Below are 15,366 nucleotides of genomic sequence, written 5' to 3' on the forward strand. Positions count from 1 at the left end.
AAGACGCCTAATGATCGCGGCGGAAGACCTTGTTGCCCTCGTTCGCAACTACAACCCCAAGACAAACGAAAAGCTGATCCTCGCGGCCTATGATTATGGCCGCGAGATGCACGAAGGCCAGTTCCGCAAGTCGGGCGAGCCTTACTTTACCCATCCCGTCGCCGTTGCCGCCATTCTAACCGAGCAACAGCTGGATGACGCCACCATCATCACCGCCCTGCTGCACGACACCATCGAAGACACCCGGTCGACCTATACCGAAGTCTCTGAGAAATTCGGGCGTGAGATCGCCGATCTGGTCGATGGTGTGACCAAGCTGACCAACCTTCAGCTGTCGAGCACCGAAACCCAACAGGCCGAAAATTTCCGCAAGCTGTTCATGGCGATGTCCAAGGACATGCGGGTGATTTTGGTCAAACTCGCCGACCGTCTGCACAACATGCGTACCATCCGTGCCATGAAGACCGAAAAGCAGATCAAAAAGGCGCGTGAAACCATGGATATCTATGCGCCGCTTGCCGGTCGTATGGGGATGCAGTGGATGCGCGAAGAGCTTGAGGATTTGGCCTTTCGCGTACTGAACCCCGAGGGGCGCAGCAGCATCATCCGCCGCTTTATCACGCTGCAAAAAGAAACCGGCGATGTGATCCATCGCATCACCGGCGACATGCGCCACGAACTTGGCAAGGTCGGGATCGAGGCCGAGGTCTTTGGTCGCGCCAAGAAACCCTATTCGATCTGGCGCAAGATGCAGGAAAAGCAGATTGGCTTTTCCCGTCTTTCCGATATTTACGGCTTTCGCATCATCACTATGAACGAAGCGGAATGCTATGCCGCGTTAGGTGCTATCCATCAACGTTGGCGCGCGGTTCCGGGCCGGTTCAAGGATTACATTAGCCAGCCGAAATCAAACGGTTACCGCTCTATTCATACCACCGTCTCGGGGCGCGATGGCAAACGGGTCGAGGTTCAAATTCGCACCCGGCAAATGCACGAAGTTGCCGAAACCGGGGTGGCGGCGCATTGGTCCTACAAGGATGGTCAGCGCGCCGAAAACCCGTTTGCCGTCGATCCGGCAAAATGGATTGCCTCGCTCACCGAACAGTTTGACGAAGACGACGATCACGACGAATTCCTCGAAGCGGTCAAGCTTGAGATGTATTCGGATAAGGTGTTTTGTTTCACGCCCAAGGGCGATGTTGTGAAGCTCCCCAAGGGCGCGACGCCGTTGGATTATGCTTATCAGATTCACACCCGGATCGGCTCCAAATGTGTCGGGGCCAAGGTCGATGGCATCCGCGTGCCGCTTTGGACACGGTTGAAAAACGGCCAGTCGGTAGAGATCATCATCGCCGAAGGGCAAACACCTCAGGCGACTTGGCTCGACATTGCAACCACCGGCAAGGCCAAAACCGCGATCCGCCGCTCACTGCGCGAAGCCAACAAAGAGCGCTATGTCAAACTCGGGGCGGAACTTGCCCGCGCGGCCTTTGAAAACAACGGCAAGAAGGCCACCGATAAGGTGCTTGAAAAGGCCGCTGCGACTTTGCGATTTGGTGATACGGACACGTTGCTTGCCCGGTTGGGCAGCGCCGAAGTCACCGCGCGCGAGGTTGTCGAAGCGGTTTATCCTAACCTAGCGATTCGCAATGAGGCCGAAATTGACGCCGGCCGGGCGGTTGTTGGCCTTGAACATGGGCAGGGATTTGCCCGTGCGGCATGTTGTCAGCCCCTACCCGGTGAACGGATCATCGGTTTGGCGCGTCGCGGGCGCGGCGTCGCCGTTCACACCATAGATTGCGGGGCCTTGGCCGATTTTGAGGACCAACCAGAGCGCTGGTTAGACTTGCATTGGGCCGAAGGAACTCACCCTCCGGTTTATACCGTGACCCTCGAATTGACCATTGGGAATGACGCAGGCGTCCTGGGACGGATTTGCACATTGATTGGTGAGCGTAAGGCCAATATCTCAGACTTGAAATTTGTCGACCGGAAACCTGATTTTTACAGACTTCTGGTTGATGTGGATCTGAGAGACGCAGAGCATCTCCATACGGTGATGTCCGCAGTAGAAGCAGAAAGCAACGTCGCCTCGGTTGAGCGGCGCCGTGATCCCGCTTTGGCCGCTGCACCTGCTCCGACGGAGTGACTTGAAAGGAAGACTGTGGTCTTCAAACGACGTGACAGGCGCCCGATCTGGAAGATCGTGCTCGAGTTCTTCTGGCCGCGTGGCGGCTGGGGGCGCGCCGCGCGTTACGTCAAACACCGCCTGCACCGCCTACCCGATCCGCCCCATCGTATTGCACGCGGGATTTTTGCCGGGGTTTTCACCACCTTCACGCCGTTTTATGGCCTGCACTTTCTGACGGCCGCTTTGATCTCTTGGGCGATGCGGGGCAATTTCCTTGCCGCGATCCTGTCGACCTTTTTCGGCAATCCGCTGACCTATGTGCCAATCGGTGTTGCGTCGATGACCACCGGGACTTGGTTGCTTGGACTGGAAAACACCGGTGAACATGGCGGCTTGGCACATAAATTTGTCAAAGCGGGCGAAGATTTGTGGGACAATCTTGTTGCGCTGTTCAATGGGTCCGATGTCGATTGGACGGACCTTTTGATCTTTTATGACGAGGTGTTCTATCCCTACATGATCGGCGGCATCATCCCCGGTCTGATCACCGCGACCGTGTGTTACTACATCTCGCTGCCACTGATCACCGCCTATCAGAACCGTCGCAAGGGCGCGCTCAAGGCGCGGCTGGCGGCGCTGCGCAAGAAAAAGGCCGACAACAGCGCCAAGTGATCCGATTAGCGGGTTGGAGCGCACAGGCTTCCCTCATATGATCAAATTCGACTCGCCATTGCGAGCCTGATTTCAGACGGGGTATCGACCATGACCAACTATGCCGGACGCTTGCGCCTTGGGGTGAACATTGACCATGTGGCCACCGTACGAAATGCCCGCGGTGGGGCCTATCCCGACCCGATCCGTGCCGCAAAACTGGCCGAGGAGGCCGGGGCCGATGGCATTACTGCACACCTGCGCGAAGACCGTCGCCACATCACCGATCCCGACATTGACGGGTTGATGGAGGCACTATCTGTGCCTCTTAACTTTGAAATGGCCGCGACGGATGAGATGCAAGCCATCGCCCTGCGCCACAAGCCGCACGCGGTCTGTATCGTGCCCGAAAAGCGCGAAGAGCGGACCACCGAAGGCGGGCTTGAGGTTGCGCGCGAGGAAAACAAGCTGGCGCATTTCATTGCCCCGTTGCGCGATGTTGGTTGCCGCGTGTCGATCTTTATCGCCGCCGATCAAAAGCAGATCGACGCCGCCAATCGCATCGGCGCACAGGTCATCGAGCTACACACCGGGGCCTATTGTGATTTCCACGCCGAGGGCAAATTCGACGAGCGCGACGAAGAGCTGGCCCGTTTGCGTGATATGTGTGCCTATGCCCATACGCTGGGGCTTGAGGTTCATGCCGGGCACGGGTTGACCTATGACACGGTAAAGCCCATCGCGGCCTTCCCCGAAGTGATGGAACTCAACATCGGGCACTTCTTGATTGGCGAAAGCATCTTTCGTGGCCTTCAACCCGCCATCGCCGAAATGCGGCGTCTCATGGACGAGGCGCGCACCTAACGTTTGGAGTATCTCGTGAGCATCAACCTATCCCGCTACACCGTCATCTATGTGTTGGCCATCGCCATTTTGATGGCCCTATCCGTCGCGCTCGAAACCTTTGCGAACATTGAAATGCCAACAGGTGTATCAACCGTTTTGCCGGTCATGATGGCCGCGATGTTAGAAGGTCAGCGCATTGCCCGCGAAACCAAGCAGCCACTTGAATCGAGTGACGCATGGAAATCAGCGCTGGCGGCCACAGGTATCGTCATCGTGGTATCAATTTTGCTTGTCGCCGCATTCTTGGTTTTTGCTCCCGGTTTTGCCGGGCTCTTTGCGGCGCTGGGGTCGGTCGGGCTTATGATACTTGTCGCCATCAGCCTTGTCGTCGTTTTGCTCACCAATCGCTTTGCCCTATCCATGGGTGCCAAGAACGAGTTGAAAGCGCAGGCCAAACGCAACGCGTAAGGTATACCGGGCATAGCGTTTTGATAAAGTCATGCTACCTTGCCTAAAACCCCGCGTCAGGAGTTCCAGATGTTGCGCCTAATCCTAGCTGTCCTCACCCTTGCAAGCGCCCCGGCCATGGCCGCCGATGTTCAGGTCTTGGATTGTGATTGGCAGTCAAATGCTCGCAATATCGTCGAACCTTGGGAGGCCAACACCCGCACCTTTTCCAACGGTAAAACCCGCATAGCGGCGCTGGATACCATCGAACCGGCTGCGGGTTGGGCCTATGTTTTGGTTCTATCCCCCCCCTATGACGAACTGGGCAGCCGCCAATGCAAGGTGATAGGCATAAACGGCATGGGCTTTGCCGGGATGGATTTTAGCCAATTGCAAAGCAGCTACGACCCAAATCGCGGCTTGTCTTTTACCGTCCCTGTGGCCGAGTATAATTTCGACACCGGGGCCGGGGTGCCGCGCCTTTTGTGGTTTCAACTCAATCAGGCCACCGGCGCGATCCTGACTGACCTACGTTAGGCAATTCACACTATGATCATTGGAATAGGCACCGATTTGGCCAATATCGACCGAATCCAAGGCACTTTGGATCGGTTCGGAGATCGCTTTCGGAATCGGATTTTTACAGAAACCGAGCAACGAAAATCCGAACGTCGCCGCGACGTCGCCGGCACCTATGCCAAACGCTGGGCCGCCAAGGAGGCCTGTTCCAAGGCGCTTGGCACCGGGTTGCGGATGGGGATCGCTTGGAAAGACATGTCGGTGACCAATCTAAAAACCGGCCAGCCAGTGATGGAAGTGACGGGTTGGGCCAAAGAGCGGCTCGAAAGCCTAACCCCTGCGGGACATGAGGCGATCATTCACGTAACGCTAACCGATGACCACCCGTGGGCGCAGGCGATGGTGTTAATTGAGGCCCGCCCTTTGCCATCGGGCACACCAGAGACGCAATCACCCTAAAATCTTGGGGCAAAGCATGCCGGTGAATGCGACAATCCAGCTTGGCGCGGCTTGACTCCAACGCCGCCCCCCCGCATGAAGCGATGAGATTTTCAGGCAAGGAAGAAATGCATGGCGGCCAAGGAAAAAAAGAGCGGCGGGATCGTAGAAACGATCAAAACCGTGGTCTATGCTCTGGTGATCGCCGGTGTCTTCCGCTCCTTGTTCTTTCAACCGTTCTGGATTCCGTCGGGATCGATGAAGGACACTTTGTTGATCGGTGATTTCCTCTTTGTCAACAAAATGGCCTATGGCTATTCCTACGCCTCCTGCCCCTCGGTGATCATTCCACGTTTTGGCATCAACATTGATGCCGGCGACATTTGTAGCTGGGCCGATGGCGACAATTCCCGCCTGTTTGCATCCGAACCTGAACGCGGTGACGTTGTTGTCTTCCGCCATCCCGTTACCGGCCGTGATTTCATCAAACGCGTGATCGGCATGCCCGGTGACAAAGTGCAGGTCAAAAACGGCGTGGTGTTCATCAACGGCACACCTGTCAAAGTTGAGGCCGATGGCAAGTTTGTTGAGGTCGCCGAACCTCAAGGCCCCCAGCGCCTGTCACCACGTTGCGAAAACGGCCCGGTTGGAGTTGGCGGATCTTGTGAAAAATCCAAGTTTATCGAAACCCTGCCAAATGGGCGTTCGCACAGCATTCTGAATATCGGCAATCAGCCCTCAGATAACACATCAGTCTATTCCGTCCCCGAAGGTCACTTTTTCTTTATGGGCGACAACCGCGACAACTCTTCGGATAGTCGCGTGCCAAACATCGTCAACGGCGTCGGCTTTGTCCCGTTTGAAAACCTGATTGGTCGGGCGGATCGCGTCATGTTCTCATCTGCTGGCACGTCTATGTTGTACTTCTGGACGTGGCGTAGTGATCGGTTTTTCAAAGCAGTCCAATGAAGATTTCTGCTGACTTGATCGCCTTGCAAGACCGGCTGGGTTACACATTCTCCAAGCCCGAATTGCTGCGCCAATCGATTACCCACAGCTCAATGTCGAGCCCAGCGCGCAGTGACAACCAGCGGCTTGAGTTTCTGGGGGATCGCGTTCTTGGCCTCGTTATGTCCGAGGCGCTTTTGCTTCATGATCTCGAGGCCACCGAAGGTGTGCTTGCGCCACGTTTTAATGCCTTGGTGCGCAAAGAAACCTGTGCAGATGTCGCCCGAGAGGTTGACCTCGGTGCTGCGCTGAAACTTGGCAGGTCCGAGCAAATGTCCGGAGGTCGGCGCAAGCTGGCCCTTTTGGGCGATGCTATGGAAGCGGTCATTGCGGCGGTCTATATCGATGGCGGTTTTGACGCCGCCAAAGACCTGATCCTACGGCTTTGGGGTACGCGGATCGAAAGCGTCGAGAGCGATGCCAAAGACGCTAAAACCGCGCTTCAGGAATGGGCGCAAGCCCGTGGGTTGGAACCCCCGAAGTACGACCAAATCTCACGATCGGGACCGGATCACGCGCCCGTCTTTACCATCGAAGCGCGACTTGCCTCTGGTCAGACCTCAACCGCGACGGCCGGGTCCAAGCGACAAGCGGAACAGGCCGCGGCCAAATCGTTGCTAGACAAGCTGGCCTAAGGCGATCACCGATCCCCACTTAGCGTCAAGGCTAGTTGAACGGAATTGACATCCGAAGCTGGACCGTCTCGATACCCGGATTTTCATCGTAAATTCCGGCGTTTGAACGGTGGTCATAGCTTGCTGCGAACCGCCAACCACGGCGGTTTTCATAACCAAATTCGATGCCTGATCTGAATTCGAGTGGGCCACCAAGGTCAAAACCACCATTGTCTAGGTACAACCCTGGCATGGCGTGCAGCTCTGTGTAAAATGGCGTGTCCCCGATGTCGATTTTGTAGGTCTGTCCAAAACCAACCCAAACTTCACCGTTTTCACCAACCGAAGCCCCAACAGCGTTGCCAAACGGCCCTAGCTTGAAACCAAGGTCATAGCGTAGATAGACCTCTGATGCAGGCTCAGCACGACGTTCCAACACTTCGCCAAACGAAAACGCGAGACGGGGTGTGTCATAGGACTTGCCCATACACCCGTTGGATGTTCCGCAATGGTTTGTGCTCATATCTGCCAAACCAAGAACCAACATTAGAACTGCAAAAGTACCATCAGCCATGGAATTCGCCTCCTGTTGGACCAATCCATGGAACAGTTTTGTCCTACTGTCTAGGCGAGAGATTTCAATTTTCTATCTGTGTTGTTCAGCCCCACACGATTGGTTCGGTGTGCGTGTAAGCGCGTGATCGGCCTTTGGCGCATCTGCCCGATGGCTTCAGTTCTTTAAATTGCGCCGCGGCCGTTCCACCGTTTTTCTTCCAGCAAGAATGGGTTTGGGCGGCGATGCCCAATTGGGGGATCGCATCCAGCCACCGCATCCCTTGCCGGTAAGAACTTCAACTTGCCGCGACTTCGTTGCTATTTCTTCTGGCTTTGGTCGCGTGTTTGTCTAGGTTTCCTAAGCATCGCAGGGCTCCACTTAGGCAGTGGAACCCCATCACATCGTGCGTCAAAAGTGCCCAACCAGATGCGGGTCAACCGTCTGCTAGCATCATCCGAGAAGACTTGCTTGCCGCCCTCATGTGCCGTGCAAAAAGCGTGACATCAATTTCGGTCGCAATGAATGTTGCCCCCAGCTTGCGGCACTCCAATTGCAACGCGGGGTCCAAAGTCAGGATTCCCGCGGCTTTGCCCGCTGCAACAATGCGTTTTGTTGCGTCCAAAACAGCGGCTTTTACGTCCGCCTCCCCCGGCCGACCAATAAAGCCCATGTCGGCGGCCAGATCGGACGGGCCGATAAAGACTCCATCAAGGCCCTCTACTGCCAAAATCTCATCCAGAGCTGCCATCCCCTTGCGGTTTTCTACCTGTGCCAACAAACATATCTCGTCCCGCGCGGTGGTCAGATAGTCACCGATCGCAGCAAAATCCGACGCCCTTGCCAAGGCCGATCCAACACCACGAACGCCATGGGGCGGATAGGTAACCGCATCGACCAACTCTTGGGCCTGTGCCCCGGTTTCGACCATGGGGATCAACAAGGTTTGCGACCCGGCATCCAGAAGCTGCTTGATGATCCATGTTTCGCCTATTGGCGGGCGGACAACGGCGTGGCTATCTCGCCCCGCGATCACCTGAAGCTGCGCCGTGATCGAGCGTAGATCATTGGGCGCGTGCTCTGCGTCGATCAAAAGCCAGTCAAAGCCCGCACCGGCGCTGATTTCCGCGATATAGGGGTCGGCAAGCCCAAGCCAACACCCCAGTTGCAATTCGCCTTTGGCTATCGCCGATTTGAATGGATTCATTGGTGCTGGCATGTCGGCTCCTTTAGGCGAACGTGATATCGACCGCGCCAAACGCGCCGAAATCTGCATGGATTTCTGTACCCGAGGGGCATTCAACCGGTCGAATAAAGCTACCCGAAAGGATGATCTGTCCGGGTTCGATGTTTTGCCCGTATTGCGCCATCCGACGGGCAAGCCAGACTACACTCTCGACCGGATCATTCAGAACGCCAGCGCCAAGCCCCGTTTCCTCGACCTCTCCATTGCGCAAGGTGATCGCACCGACCCACCGCAAATCAAACTTGTCGATAGGGTGCCGCTGTGGCCCTAACACGACGCCGGCATTCGCAGCGTTATCGCTAATCGTATCGAGGACGGACCGCGTTTGACCCGTCTCCGGATCTGCCCGCAGGATGCGGGTGTCTAGAATCTCGATGGACGGGGCCACATAGTCTGTCGCGGCGATCACGTCGTCGCGCGTAACATCGGCACCGCCAATTCCCGTTTTCATCACAAATGCGATCTCGGCTTCGATGCGGGGCTGTATGAAACGGCCCTTTGGGACGCGCGCACCATGATCGAAGACCATGTCATCAAACAAGATGCCACTATCAGGGATGTCGATATTGAGCGCATATTGCATCGCCTTAGAGGTCAATCCGATTTTCCAGCCAACGACCGACCGACCCGCGCTCAGTTTCGCGTGATAGATAGCATTCTGGATGGCATAGGCATCATCCATATCCATTTCAGGATGACGTTTGCTTAGTAGACCGATCTGCTGTCCTGTCTGTTCTGCACGCAGCAGGTCTTTGGCGGCCGTCTTGTGGCAGTCAGGCGTCATAGGACTTCGTCTTCGATGGTATTGCTAAGGGTGCCGATGCCATTCACGTCGATCTCGACCACATCGCCCGGCTTGAGGAATTGCGGGGGATCGAGACGTGCACCGGAGCCTGTTGGCGTCCCGGTCACGATAATGTCGCCGGGCTCTAGGGTCATAAAGGTCGAGATGTATTCAATCTCGCGCCGGATCGGGTGCATCATGCGGGACAAAACGTCGTCCTGGCGCACCTCTCCATTCACGCGCGTGATGATCCGCGCATTGTCCAGTTGGGAGGCGTCAGTGAAAGGCACAAGCCACGGACCAATAGCGCCGGAACGATCCCAGTTTTTGCCTTGGGTCACGTTGAATTTTGCGTGCCGAACCCAGTCGCGAATTGTACCTTCGTTGCAAAGCGTAAGGGCCGCAATGTGATCATAGGCATCAGCCTGAGCAATCCGACGACCGCCTTTGCCGATGACAATTGCGACCTCCCCTTCATAGTCCAGCTGCGGGCTTTCGGGCGGGCGGATCAAGGGGCGATTGTGGCCCGTAAATCCAGAGGCAAACCGTGGAAACAAAGACATGTATTTGGGTTGCTCAGACCCATCTTTGTATTCGGCGTTGCGATCTGGAAAGTTGACACCCACGCAGAGAATACGACGGGCATTGGGCAGCACCATTTCATACTGAAATTCAGTATGAGTGACAGCTTTCCCATCGGCTGCCTTTGCAAGTGCCGCAAGGCCATCGGCCTGTACCGCGTCCAACAATGTCGGCCATTGGGGAAAGTTGCCGTTCAAGGCAATCATGCCCTCATCGCTCACGGCACCATAAAACTCCGCGCCCTCGAAAGAATAAGTGGCAAAACGCATATTCAAGCCTCCTCGACGGGAGAGATCCCGCCCATGCAAATGTATTTCGTTTCCATAAACTCATCGAGTCCATGACGGGCACCTTCGCGGCCCAGACCAGACGATTTGACCCCGCCGAACGGGGCCTCGGCGGTAGAGATATGGCCGGTGTTCACACCCACCATCCCGTATTCCAATGCCTCAGACACCCGCCAAACACGGGAAATGTCACGGCTATAGAAATAGGACGCCAGACCGAATTCCGTGGCGTTGGCGGCATCAACGACGTCTGCCTCTGTCTGGAAAGCAAAAAGCGGCGCAACAGGGCCAAATGTCTCTTCGGTTGCCACCGCCATGTCATTGGTCACATTTGTTAGAACCGTTGGTTCAAAAAACGTGCCCCCTAATTCATGGGGCCGACCACCTAGCGCGACTTCCGCACCTTTGGATGTTGCGTCAGATATGTGTTGGGTCACCTTTTGCACCGCTGCGGCGTTAATCATCGGGCCAAAAACAGTGTCTTTGTCCATGCCAGAGCCCACTTTGAGGCCCGCCACCTTGGTCGTCAGCTTGTCCGCAAAGGCATCATAGACACCCGCCTGAACATAGATGCGATTGGCACAGACACAGGTCTGGCCGTTGTTGCGAAACTTGGACACAATCGCACCATCCACAGCGGCATCGAGATCTGCATCGTCAAACACGATAAAGGGCGCGTTGCCGCCAAGCTCCAACCCAAGTTTTTTGATCGTCGGGGCACATTGCGCATAAAGCTTTGACCCGACGCCCGTTGAGCCCGTGAACGTTAGTTTGCGCACAACCGGACTGCTTGTCAGCGCGCCACCAATCGAGGCCGCATTGCCCGTCACAACAGAGAAGAGCCCCGGCGGAAGCCCGGCCTCTTCGGCCAATAGTGCCATTGCGATAGCGGAAAACGGCGTGAGCTCGGACGGCTTTAACACCATTGCGCATCCGGCGGCAAAGGCGGGCGCTGCTTTGCGGGTGATCATCGCGTTCGGAAAGTTCCAAGGCGTGATCGCCGCCGTGACCCCAATGGGCTGTTTGACGGTGAGAAGACGTTTGTCAGCTGTGCTCGCCGGGGTGATATCCCCATACGCGCGCCGCGCCTCTTGGGAAAACCACTCGATGAAGGACGCACCATAAGCGATTTCGCCGCGCGCTTCGGTCAGAGGTTTGCCTTGCTCTGCGGTCAAGATCGTTGCCAAATCCGCTTGGTTTGCCATCATCAGATCATACCAGCGGCGCAGCACGTCGCCGCGCTCTTTGGCGGTGCGCTTGGCCCAGGCCGTTTGAGCCTCTTGGGCGGCCGCAATCGCCTCGTGCGCTTCTGAAGCACCGAGATCGGGCACATAGCCCAACACTTCGTCGGTTGCTGGATTGCTCACCGCGATGCCGGTGCCATTCGCGGCAACCCACCGGCCGCCAACCAAGGCTGCTTGGCGCAGCAGGTCAGTGTTATTCAATGCCAAATTCATGGTGCGATAATCGGGCTTGCTTGGATGTCTGAGTCTTTCGTATCGACACCCACGAAGGTCGTTCCATGCTTAAACCAGCTTTCCGGTGCAGGTGCGCCCCACAGGGTCTGCCGCTGGGGGTCCTTTAGGTCCCATTTGATCGGCTCAAGATCAGGATCAACCGTCTGATAATCGGAGCAATAGATTTCAATCCGGTGCCCGTCAGGATCAAGTATATAAAGGAAGAACGCATTAGAAATGCCGTGCCGCCCGGGGCCGCGTTCGATGTTGCTGACGTAGCCGCTCGTTGCCATTAGGTCGAGCAGATCGATGATGTTCAGCGGAGTCGGCACCCAGAACGCAACATGGTGCATGCGTGGCCCGGTGCCATTGGTGAAGGCCATATCGTGCACGCCGCCCTTGCGGTGCATCCACGCGGCCCAAAGTTTTTTACTATCTTCATCTTCGGTGTATTCGGTGACGCGGAAACCAAAGTCGGAATAGAATGCGACGGACGCATCGACGTCATGGCTAAAGCAGTTGAAGTGATCGATCCGGAGCGGTTTCACACCGCGATAAAGCGCGTATTTCTGATGGATCGGCTCAAGCCTGTCCATCTTGTGGTAAAACTCCAGCGGGATGCCCATGTTGTCAGACGTCAAAAGCGTTTTGCCTTGATAGGCACGGGTCACCCATGATGTAGGGCGCCCTTTGCTTTTGAAATACGCCTCGGCCTTGTCCAAATCGTCTTCGTCGAACGTCTTGAACCCCATGACTTCGACAGTGCCGGGTTGATCGGACTTTTGCAGAATAATGCAGTGATGGCCGCGTTCTTCCATCGCGCGCAAATAGATGTGGCTGTCGGTTTCATCGGTTACCTGAAGGCCAAGTATCTCTGTGTAGAACGTCTTTGACGCCGCGAGGTCTTGGACGTTCAGACACACGTGGCTAAGGCGGATCGTATTGAAATCGGGGTAAAGGTTTGGTGCGGGGACGGGCATCAGAGCCTCCTATTGAACGGGAAAGATGACGTTGGTCTGCCCGGTTCCGGACGACGGAAAATACTCAGTCACAACTTCGCATTTCGCATCATATTGGTCCCAGCCCAGCGCACCATAAAGCATGGCTGTGTCATGCATCGATCCTTCGCCACAGCAATATTCAGCATATTCCGGCAGCATTTTGAGGAACGTCACGTGATCACCGCGCCGCCACATGTCCAGCACGTGCAAATCCATTTGGCGGTTAAACTCGGAACTGATCGTGAATGTGCCGTTGTTAGCGGCATAGTCTTTGTTCGGCCAGATTTTGTGCGACAGCGATCCCGACGCGACGAGAAGGACTTTGCTATCGGATGCCTCAACCGCCGCACGGATCGCCTCACCAACAATGCGGCTTTCGTCATGGCCATGCACCGTGCACCACGCCGCAACCGACACAACCTTCATGTCATGGGCGCGCGACATGAACCGCATCGGAACCAGTGTACCATATTCCAACTCAAGTGAGTCCAGATGGTGGGCCAAGGTGTAGGCACCGCGATCGGACGCCTCCTTGGCGATCGCGTCCCCCAATTCCGGATTGCCCGCGTATTCATAGGGCATGTTCTGGATAAACTGCGGGAATTCGTTTGAGGTGAATAGACCCTCAAAGCGGCTGTTGGCGTTGATATGAAAGCCGGCGTTGATGACCCAGTGCGTGTCACAGACCACAATCGTATCTGCGCCAAGCTCCTTTGCGCGGCGGGCAATTTCGAAATGCCCGTCAATGGCTTGCTGGCGCTTGCCTTTCACAGGGCCATCCTGTTCGGACATCAACATGGTCGGCACATGTGTGCATTTGGCGGCGAGTACGATCTTTCCCATCACATCGCTCCTAGTTTGGTGATCTTATGTTGCCCGGTGGCAAAACCGATGTGCTTTTGCTCCATGTAGAACTCGAAAGACCAATCACCGCCATCGCGACCGATACCGCTGGCCTTAACGCCGCCAAAGGGCGTCGGAAGGTGACGCACGTTTTCAGAGTTCACCCAGATCATCCCCGCTTCAAGCTTGTCGGTGAAACGAAGCGCTCGGGTCAGATCATTGGTCCAAACATATCCGGTCAAGCCATAGGGAATGTCATTGGCGATTTGCAAAGCCTCTTCTTCCGTCGAGAACGGTATCGATGTCAGCACAGGGCCAAAAATTTCCTCCTGAGCGATGCGCATTTGGTTGTTGGCCTGCGTGAAAAGCGTCGGACGCACGAAATAGCCTTCGTCGCCGACAGTAACACCGCCCGCGGCAACCGTCGCGCCGTCTTCCTTTGCGATGTCAAAATAGCTTGTGACCTTGTTGAAATGCTCCTCGGTCACAAGCGGGCCGATCTCGGTCGCGGGGTCGAGAGGATGGCCGACCTTAATGTTGTTGACCCGCGCGATCAGCTTGGCTTCAAACTCTTCGCGAATGGTTTCTTGTACCAACAGCCGCGAAGACGAGGTACAGCGTTCGCCGTTGATCGAATAGATCATGAAGATTGCCGCATCCAAGGCGCGGTCCAGATCAGCATCGTCAAACACGATTACCGGGTTCTTTCCCCCCAGCTCGAGATGGTTACGCTTGAGCGTATCCGCCCCCTGTTTAGTGATGAGACTACCGGTGCGGCTTTCGCCAACAAAGGCGATGGCTTTGATTTTTGGATGTTCACAAAGCGCCTTGCCTGCACCTTCGCCAAATCCGTTCACTGTGTTCAAAACACCCGGTGGCAGACCGGCCTCTTCGGCGATCTCGACCAACAGACGCGCCGTCAACGGCGAGGCCTCGGCGGGTTTGTGGACAACCGTGCACCCGGCGGCCAGCGCCGGAGCGATCTTCCAGGTCGATAGCATAAAGGGCGTATTCCACGGCGTAATGACACCAACAGGCCCAATCGGCACACGGGTTGTGATGTTCATCAAGGTCGGTGATTTCAGATGCTGCCCGTCGCGGGCCTGCACGACTTGATCTGCAAAATAGCGAAAGTTTTCGGCCCCACGAAGCGCGGCTTTTGACATAAATTTATACGCCTGCCCCGTATCCCAACACTCACAAAGCGCGATTTCCTCAGCGCGGGCTTCGATGCCCTCCGCAATACGGATCATGATTTTCTTGCGGTCCAACGCAGGGATATCACGCCAAGCCGCAAAGGCATCGTGAGCCGCATCAGCCGCAGCGCCAATATCGGTTGCGGTCCCATGCGCGACATCACAGATCAGCGATTTATCAACCGGCGAGGTGTTCTGGAACGCGCCAGCAGCGCCAACCACATCCTTGCCCCCGACCCGGTTCAAAATGCCCGTTTCTCGGAAGCGCGACAGGTATCCATCCAGCTTTGCGATGTTTTCATCAAGTATGCTCATGACAAGTCCTCCAGATGGTCACGGACGTTTCCGAATTTTGGTGAAAGGTCAGCATCGATGTCGCGCATCTCGGCTGACAGAGCGATGGAATGGGTGCCCATCGCGGGAGCCATGAAATCCTTGAGGGCCGTAAAGACCCGCGTGATGGCGTCTTTTTTGACGTCAACCGGGCGACCCTCACGAAGGCGCACACTCAGATCGATAAAGCCATGCTTGGGGTCGCCATCTGCCATCGCCACATAATCGACCCGCGTTGCACGCACGCGAATGCCCGCCGTTGGAAAGGTTTCGATTTGCGCCGCCGTAGCACGGATCACCTCGCACAACGCGCCCATGTCCACGACCTCCTCAAGATTGGCCGAATAATCGATCTGAAAGTGTGGCATACACCCCTCCCCTAAATATTTTAATTGTCATAGCAATTATTGCTTTAATAATTAGTTTCTCG

17 protein-coding genes are annotated in these 15,366 nt (G+C 56.0%); 8 read left to right on the top strand and 9 right to left on the bottom strand.

The genetic code is table 11. From position 1 onward, the window contains the following. The first annotated feature begins 10 nt into the window (after positions 1-10). The 8 genes from Q1A43_RS16485 to rnc all read left to right on the top strand — a co-directional run bounded on the left by Q1A43_RS16485 (position 11) and on the right by rnc (position 6,675). The gene (locus Q1A43_RS16485) at positions 11-2,149 is read left to right on the top strand and encodes a bifunctional (p)ppGpp synthetase/guanosine-3',5'-bis(diphosphate) 3'-pyrophosphohydrolase (RefSeq protein WP_299936952.1); all 2,139 of its coding nucleotides are present in this window, start codon (positions 11-13) and stop codon (positions 2,147-2,149) included. 15 nt (positions 2,150-2,164) lie between these two features. Next, positions 2,165-2,803 carry a DUF2062 domain-containing protein gene (locus Q1A43_RS16490; protein ID WP_299922472.1) on the top strand — a complete coding sequence of 213 codons (639 nt, stop codon included), beginning with the start codon at positions 2,165-2,167 and terminating at the stop codon, positions 2,801-2,803. 90 nt (positions 2,804-2,893) lie between these two features. Then, positions 2,894-3,646 carry a pyridoxine 5'-phosphate synthase gene (locus Q1A43_RS16495; protein WP_299936954.1) on the top strand — a complete coding sequence of 251 codons (753 nt, stop codon included), beginning with the start codon at positions 2,894-2,896 and terminating at the stop codon, positions 3,644-3,646. 15 nt (positions 3,647-3,661) lie between these two features. Next, complete coding sequence (locus tag Q1A43_RS16500) at positions 3,662-4,096, top strand: ABZJ_00895 family protein (protein ID WP_299936956.1); 435 nt, start codon at positions 3,662-3,664, stop codon at positions 4,094-4,096. 69 nt (positions 4,097-4,165) lie between these two features. Then, positions 4,166-4,612, top strand: a complete 447-nt coding sequence (locus Q1A43_RS16505; protein WP_299936958.1) for a hypothetical protein — start codon at positions 4,166-4,168, stop codon at positions 4,610-4,612. 12 nt (positions 4,613-4,624) lie between these two features. Continuing rightward, entirely contained in the window at positions 4,625-5,053 is a 429-nt protein-coding gene (gene acpS / locus Q1A43_RS16510) for a holo-ACP synthase (RefSeq protein ID WP_299936961.1), read from the top strand. A 111-nt stretch (positions 5,054-5,164) separates the two neighbouring features. Further along, positions 5,165-6,001, top strand: coding sequence for a signal peptidase I (gene lepB, locus Q1A43_RS16515; RefSeq protein ID WP_299922462.1), 837 nt, complete (start codon positions 5,165-5,167; stop codon positions 5,999-6,001). Further along, positions 5,998-6,675: a ribonuclease III gene (gene rnc, locus Q1A43_RS16520; RefSeq protein ID WP_299936964.1), complete on the top strand. Its 678-nt coding sequence runs from the start codon at positions 5,998-6,000 to the stop codon at positions 6,673-6,675. The genes lepB and rnc overlap by 4 nt, the downstream gene beginning before the upstream one ends. A gap of 31 nt (positions 6,676-6,706) precedes the next feature. Here rnc and Q1A43_RS16525 read toward each other — a convergent pair whose 3' ends face one another. From Q1A43_RS16525 to Q1A43_RS16565, 9 genes are all read right to left on the bottom strand, one after another. Further along, entirely contained in the window at positions 6,707-7,228 is a 522-nt protein-coding gene (locus Q1A43_RS16525; RefSeq protein WP_299922459.1) for an acyloxyacyl hydrolase, read from the bottom strand. A 415-nt stretch (positions 7,229-7,643) separates the two neighbouring features. Further along, positions 7,644-8,426 carry an HpcH/HpaI aldolase/citrate lyase family protein gene (locus Q1A43_RS16530; protein WP_299936967.1) on the bottom strand — a complete coding sequence of 261 codons (783 nt, stop codon included), beginning with the start codon at positions 8,424-8,426 and terminating at the stop codon, positions 7,644-7,646. 10 nt (positions 8,427-8,436) lie between these two features. Beyond that, entirely contained in the window at positions 8,437-9,237 is an 801-nt protein-coding gene (gene hpaH, locus Q1A43_RS16535) for a 2-oxo-hept-4-ene-1,7-dioate hydratase (RefSeq protein ID WP_299936970.1), read from the bottom strand. Then, positions 9,234-10,088 (bottom strand): fumarylacetoacetate hydrolase family protein, encoded by an 855-nt coding sequence (locus Q1A43_RS16540; RefSeq protein ID WP_299922451.1) that lies wholly within the window; start codon positions 10,086-10,088, stop codon positions 9,234-9,236. Before Q1A43_RS16540 ends, hpaH begins: the two co-directional genes overlap by 4 nt. A 2-nt stretch (positions 10,089-10,090) precedes the next feature. After that, positions 10,091-11,563: an NAD-dependent succinate-semialdehyde dehydrogenase gene (locus tag Q1A43_RS16545; protein ID WP_299936973.1), complete on the bottom strand. Its 1,473-nt coding sequence runs from the start codon at positions 11,561-11,563 to the stop codon at positions 10,091-10,093. After that, a complete protein-coding gene (gene hpaD / locus Q1A43_RS16550) occupies positions 11,560-12,543 on the bottom strand; it encodes a 3,4-dihydroxyphenylacetate 2,3-dioxygenase (RefSeq protein WP_299922447.1) in 984 nt (327 codons plus the stop codon). The genes Q1A43_RS16545 and hpaD (Q1A43_RS16550) overlap by 4 nt, the downstream gene beginning before the upstream one ends. 9 nt (positions 12,544-12,552) lie before the next feature. Next, the gene (gene hpaD, locus Q1A43_RS16555; RefSeq protein WP_299936976.1) at positions 12,553-13,407 is read right to left on the bottom strand and encodes a 3,4-dihydroxyphenylacetate 2,3-dioxygenase; all 855 of its coding nucleotides are present in this window, start codon (positions 13,405-13,407) and stop codon (positions 12,553-12,555) included. Then, positions 13,407-14,918 carry a 5-carboxymethyl-2-hydroxymuconate semialdehyde dehydrogenase gene (hpaE, locus tag Q1A43_RS16560; protein ID WP_299922444.1) on the bottom strand — a complete coding sequence of 504 codons (1,512 nt, stop codon included), beginning with the start codon at positions 14,916-14,918 and terminating at the stop codon, positions 13,407-13,409. Before hpaE ends, hpaD (Q1A43_RS16555) begins: the two co-directional genes overlap by 1 nt. Beyond that, the gene (locus tag Q1A43_RS16565; protein ID WP_299936979.1) at positions 14,915-15,304 is read right to left on the bottom strand and encodes a 5-carboxymethyl-2-hydroxymuconate isomerase; all 390 of its coding nucleotides are present in this window, start codon (positions 15,302-15,304) and stop codon (positions 14,915-14,917) included. The genes hpaE and Q1A43_RS16565 overlap by 4 nt, the downstream gene beginning before the upstream one ends. Positions 15,305-15,366 lie beyond the last annotated feature (62 nt).

Origin of the sequence: uncultured Pelagimonas sp. (assembly GCF_947498515.1) — a bacterium.
Lineage (GTDB): Bacteria > Pseudomonadota > Alphaproteobacteria > Rhodobacterales > Rhodobacteraceae > Pelagimonas.

Excerpts from the sequence above, each read along its gene's own strand:
- acpS (WP_299936961.1), top strand. The coding sequence starts at position 4,625 with ATGATCATTGGAATAGGCACCGATTTGGCCAATATCGACCGAATCCAA.
- hpaD (WP_299936976.1), bottom strand. The coding sequence starts at position 13,407 with ATGGGAAAGATCGTACTCGCCGCCAAATGCACACATGTGCCGACCATG.
- rnc (WP_299936964.1), top strand. The coding sequence starts at position 5,998 with ATGAAGATTTCTGCTGACTTGATCGCCTTGCAAGACCGGCTGGGTTAC.
- Q1A43_RS16530 (WP_299936967.1), bottom strand. The coding sequence starts at position 8,426 with ATGCCAGCACCAATGAATCCATTCAAATCGGCGATAGCCAAAGGCGAA.
- hpaE (WP_299922444.1), bottom strand. The coding sequence starts at position 14,918 with ATGAGCATACTTGATGAAAACATCGCAAAGCTGGATGGATACCTGTCG.
- lepB (WP_299922462.1), top strand. The coding sequence starts at position 5,165 with ATGGCGGCCAAGGAAAAAAAGAGCGGCGGGATCGTAGAAACGATCAAA.
- Q1A43_RS16495 (WP_299936954.1), top strand. The coding sequence starts at position 2,894 with ATGACCAACTATGCCGGACGCTTGCGCCTTGGGGTGAACATTGACCAT.
- hpaD (WP_299922447.1), bottom strand. The coding sequence starts at position 12,543 with ATGCCCGTCCCCGCACCAAACCTTTACCCCGATTTCAATACGATCCGC.
- Q1A43_RS16505 (WP_299936958.1), top strand. The coding sequence starts at position 4,166 with ATGTTGCGCCTAATCCTAGCTGTCCTCACCCTTGCAAGCGCCCCGGCC.
- Q1A43_RS16525 (WP_299922459.1), bottom strand. The coding sequence starts at position 7,228 with ATGGCTGATGGTACTTTTGCAGTTCTAATGTTGGTTCTTGGTTTGGCA.
- Q1A43_RS16540 (WP_299922451.1), bottom strand. The coding sequence starts at position 10,088 with ATGCGTTTTGCCACTTATTCTTTCGAGGGCGCGGAGTTTTATGGTGCC.
- Q1A43_RS16545 (WP_299936973.1), bottom strand. The coding sequence starts at position 11,563 with ATGAATTTGGCATTGAATAACACTGACCTGCTGCGCCAAGCAGCCTTG.
- hpaH (WP_299936970.1), bottom strand. The coding sequence starts at position 9,237 with ATGACGCCTGACTGCCACAAGACGGCCGCCAAAGACCTGCTGCGTGCA.
- Q1A43_RS16485 (WP_299936952.1), top strand. The coding sequence starts at position 11 with ATGATCGCGGCGGAAGACCTTGTTGCCCTCGTTCGCAACTACAACCCC.
- Q1A43_RS16565 (WP_299936979.1), bottom strand. The coding sequence starts at position 15,304 with ATGCCACACTTTCAGATCGATTATTCGGCCAATCTTGAGGAGGTCGTG.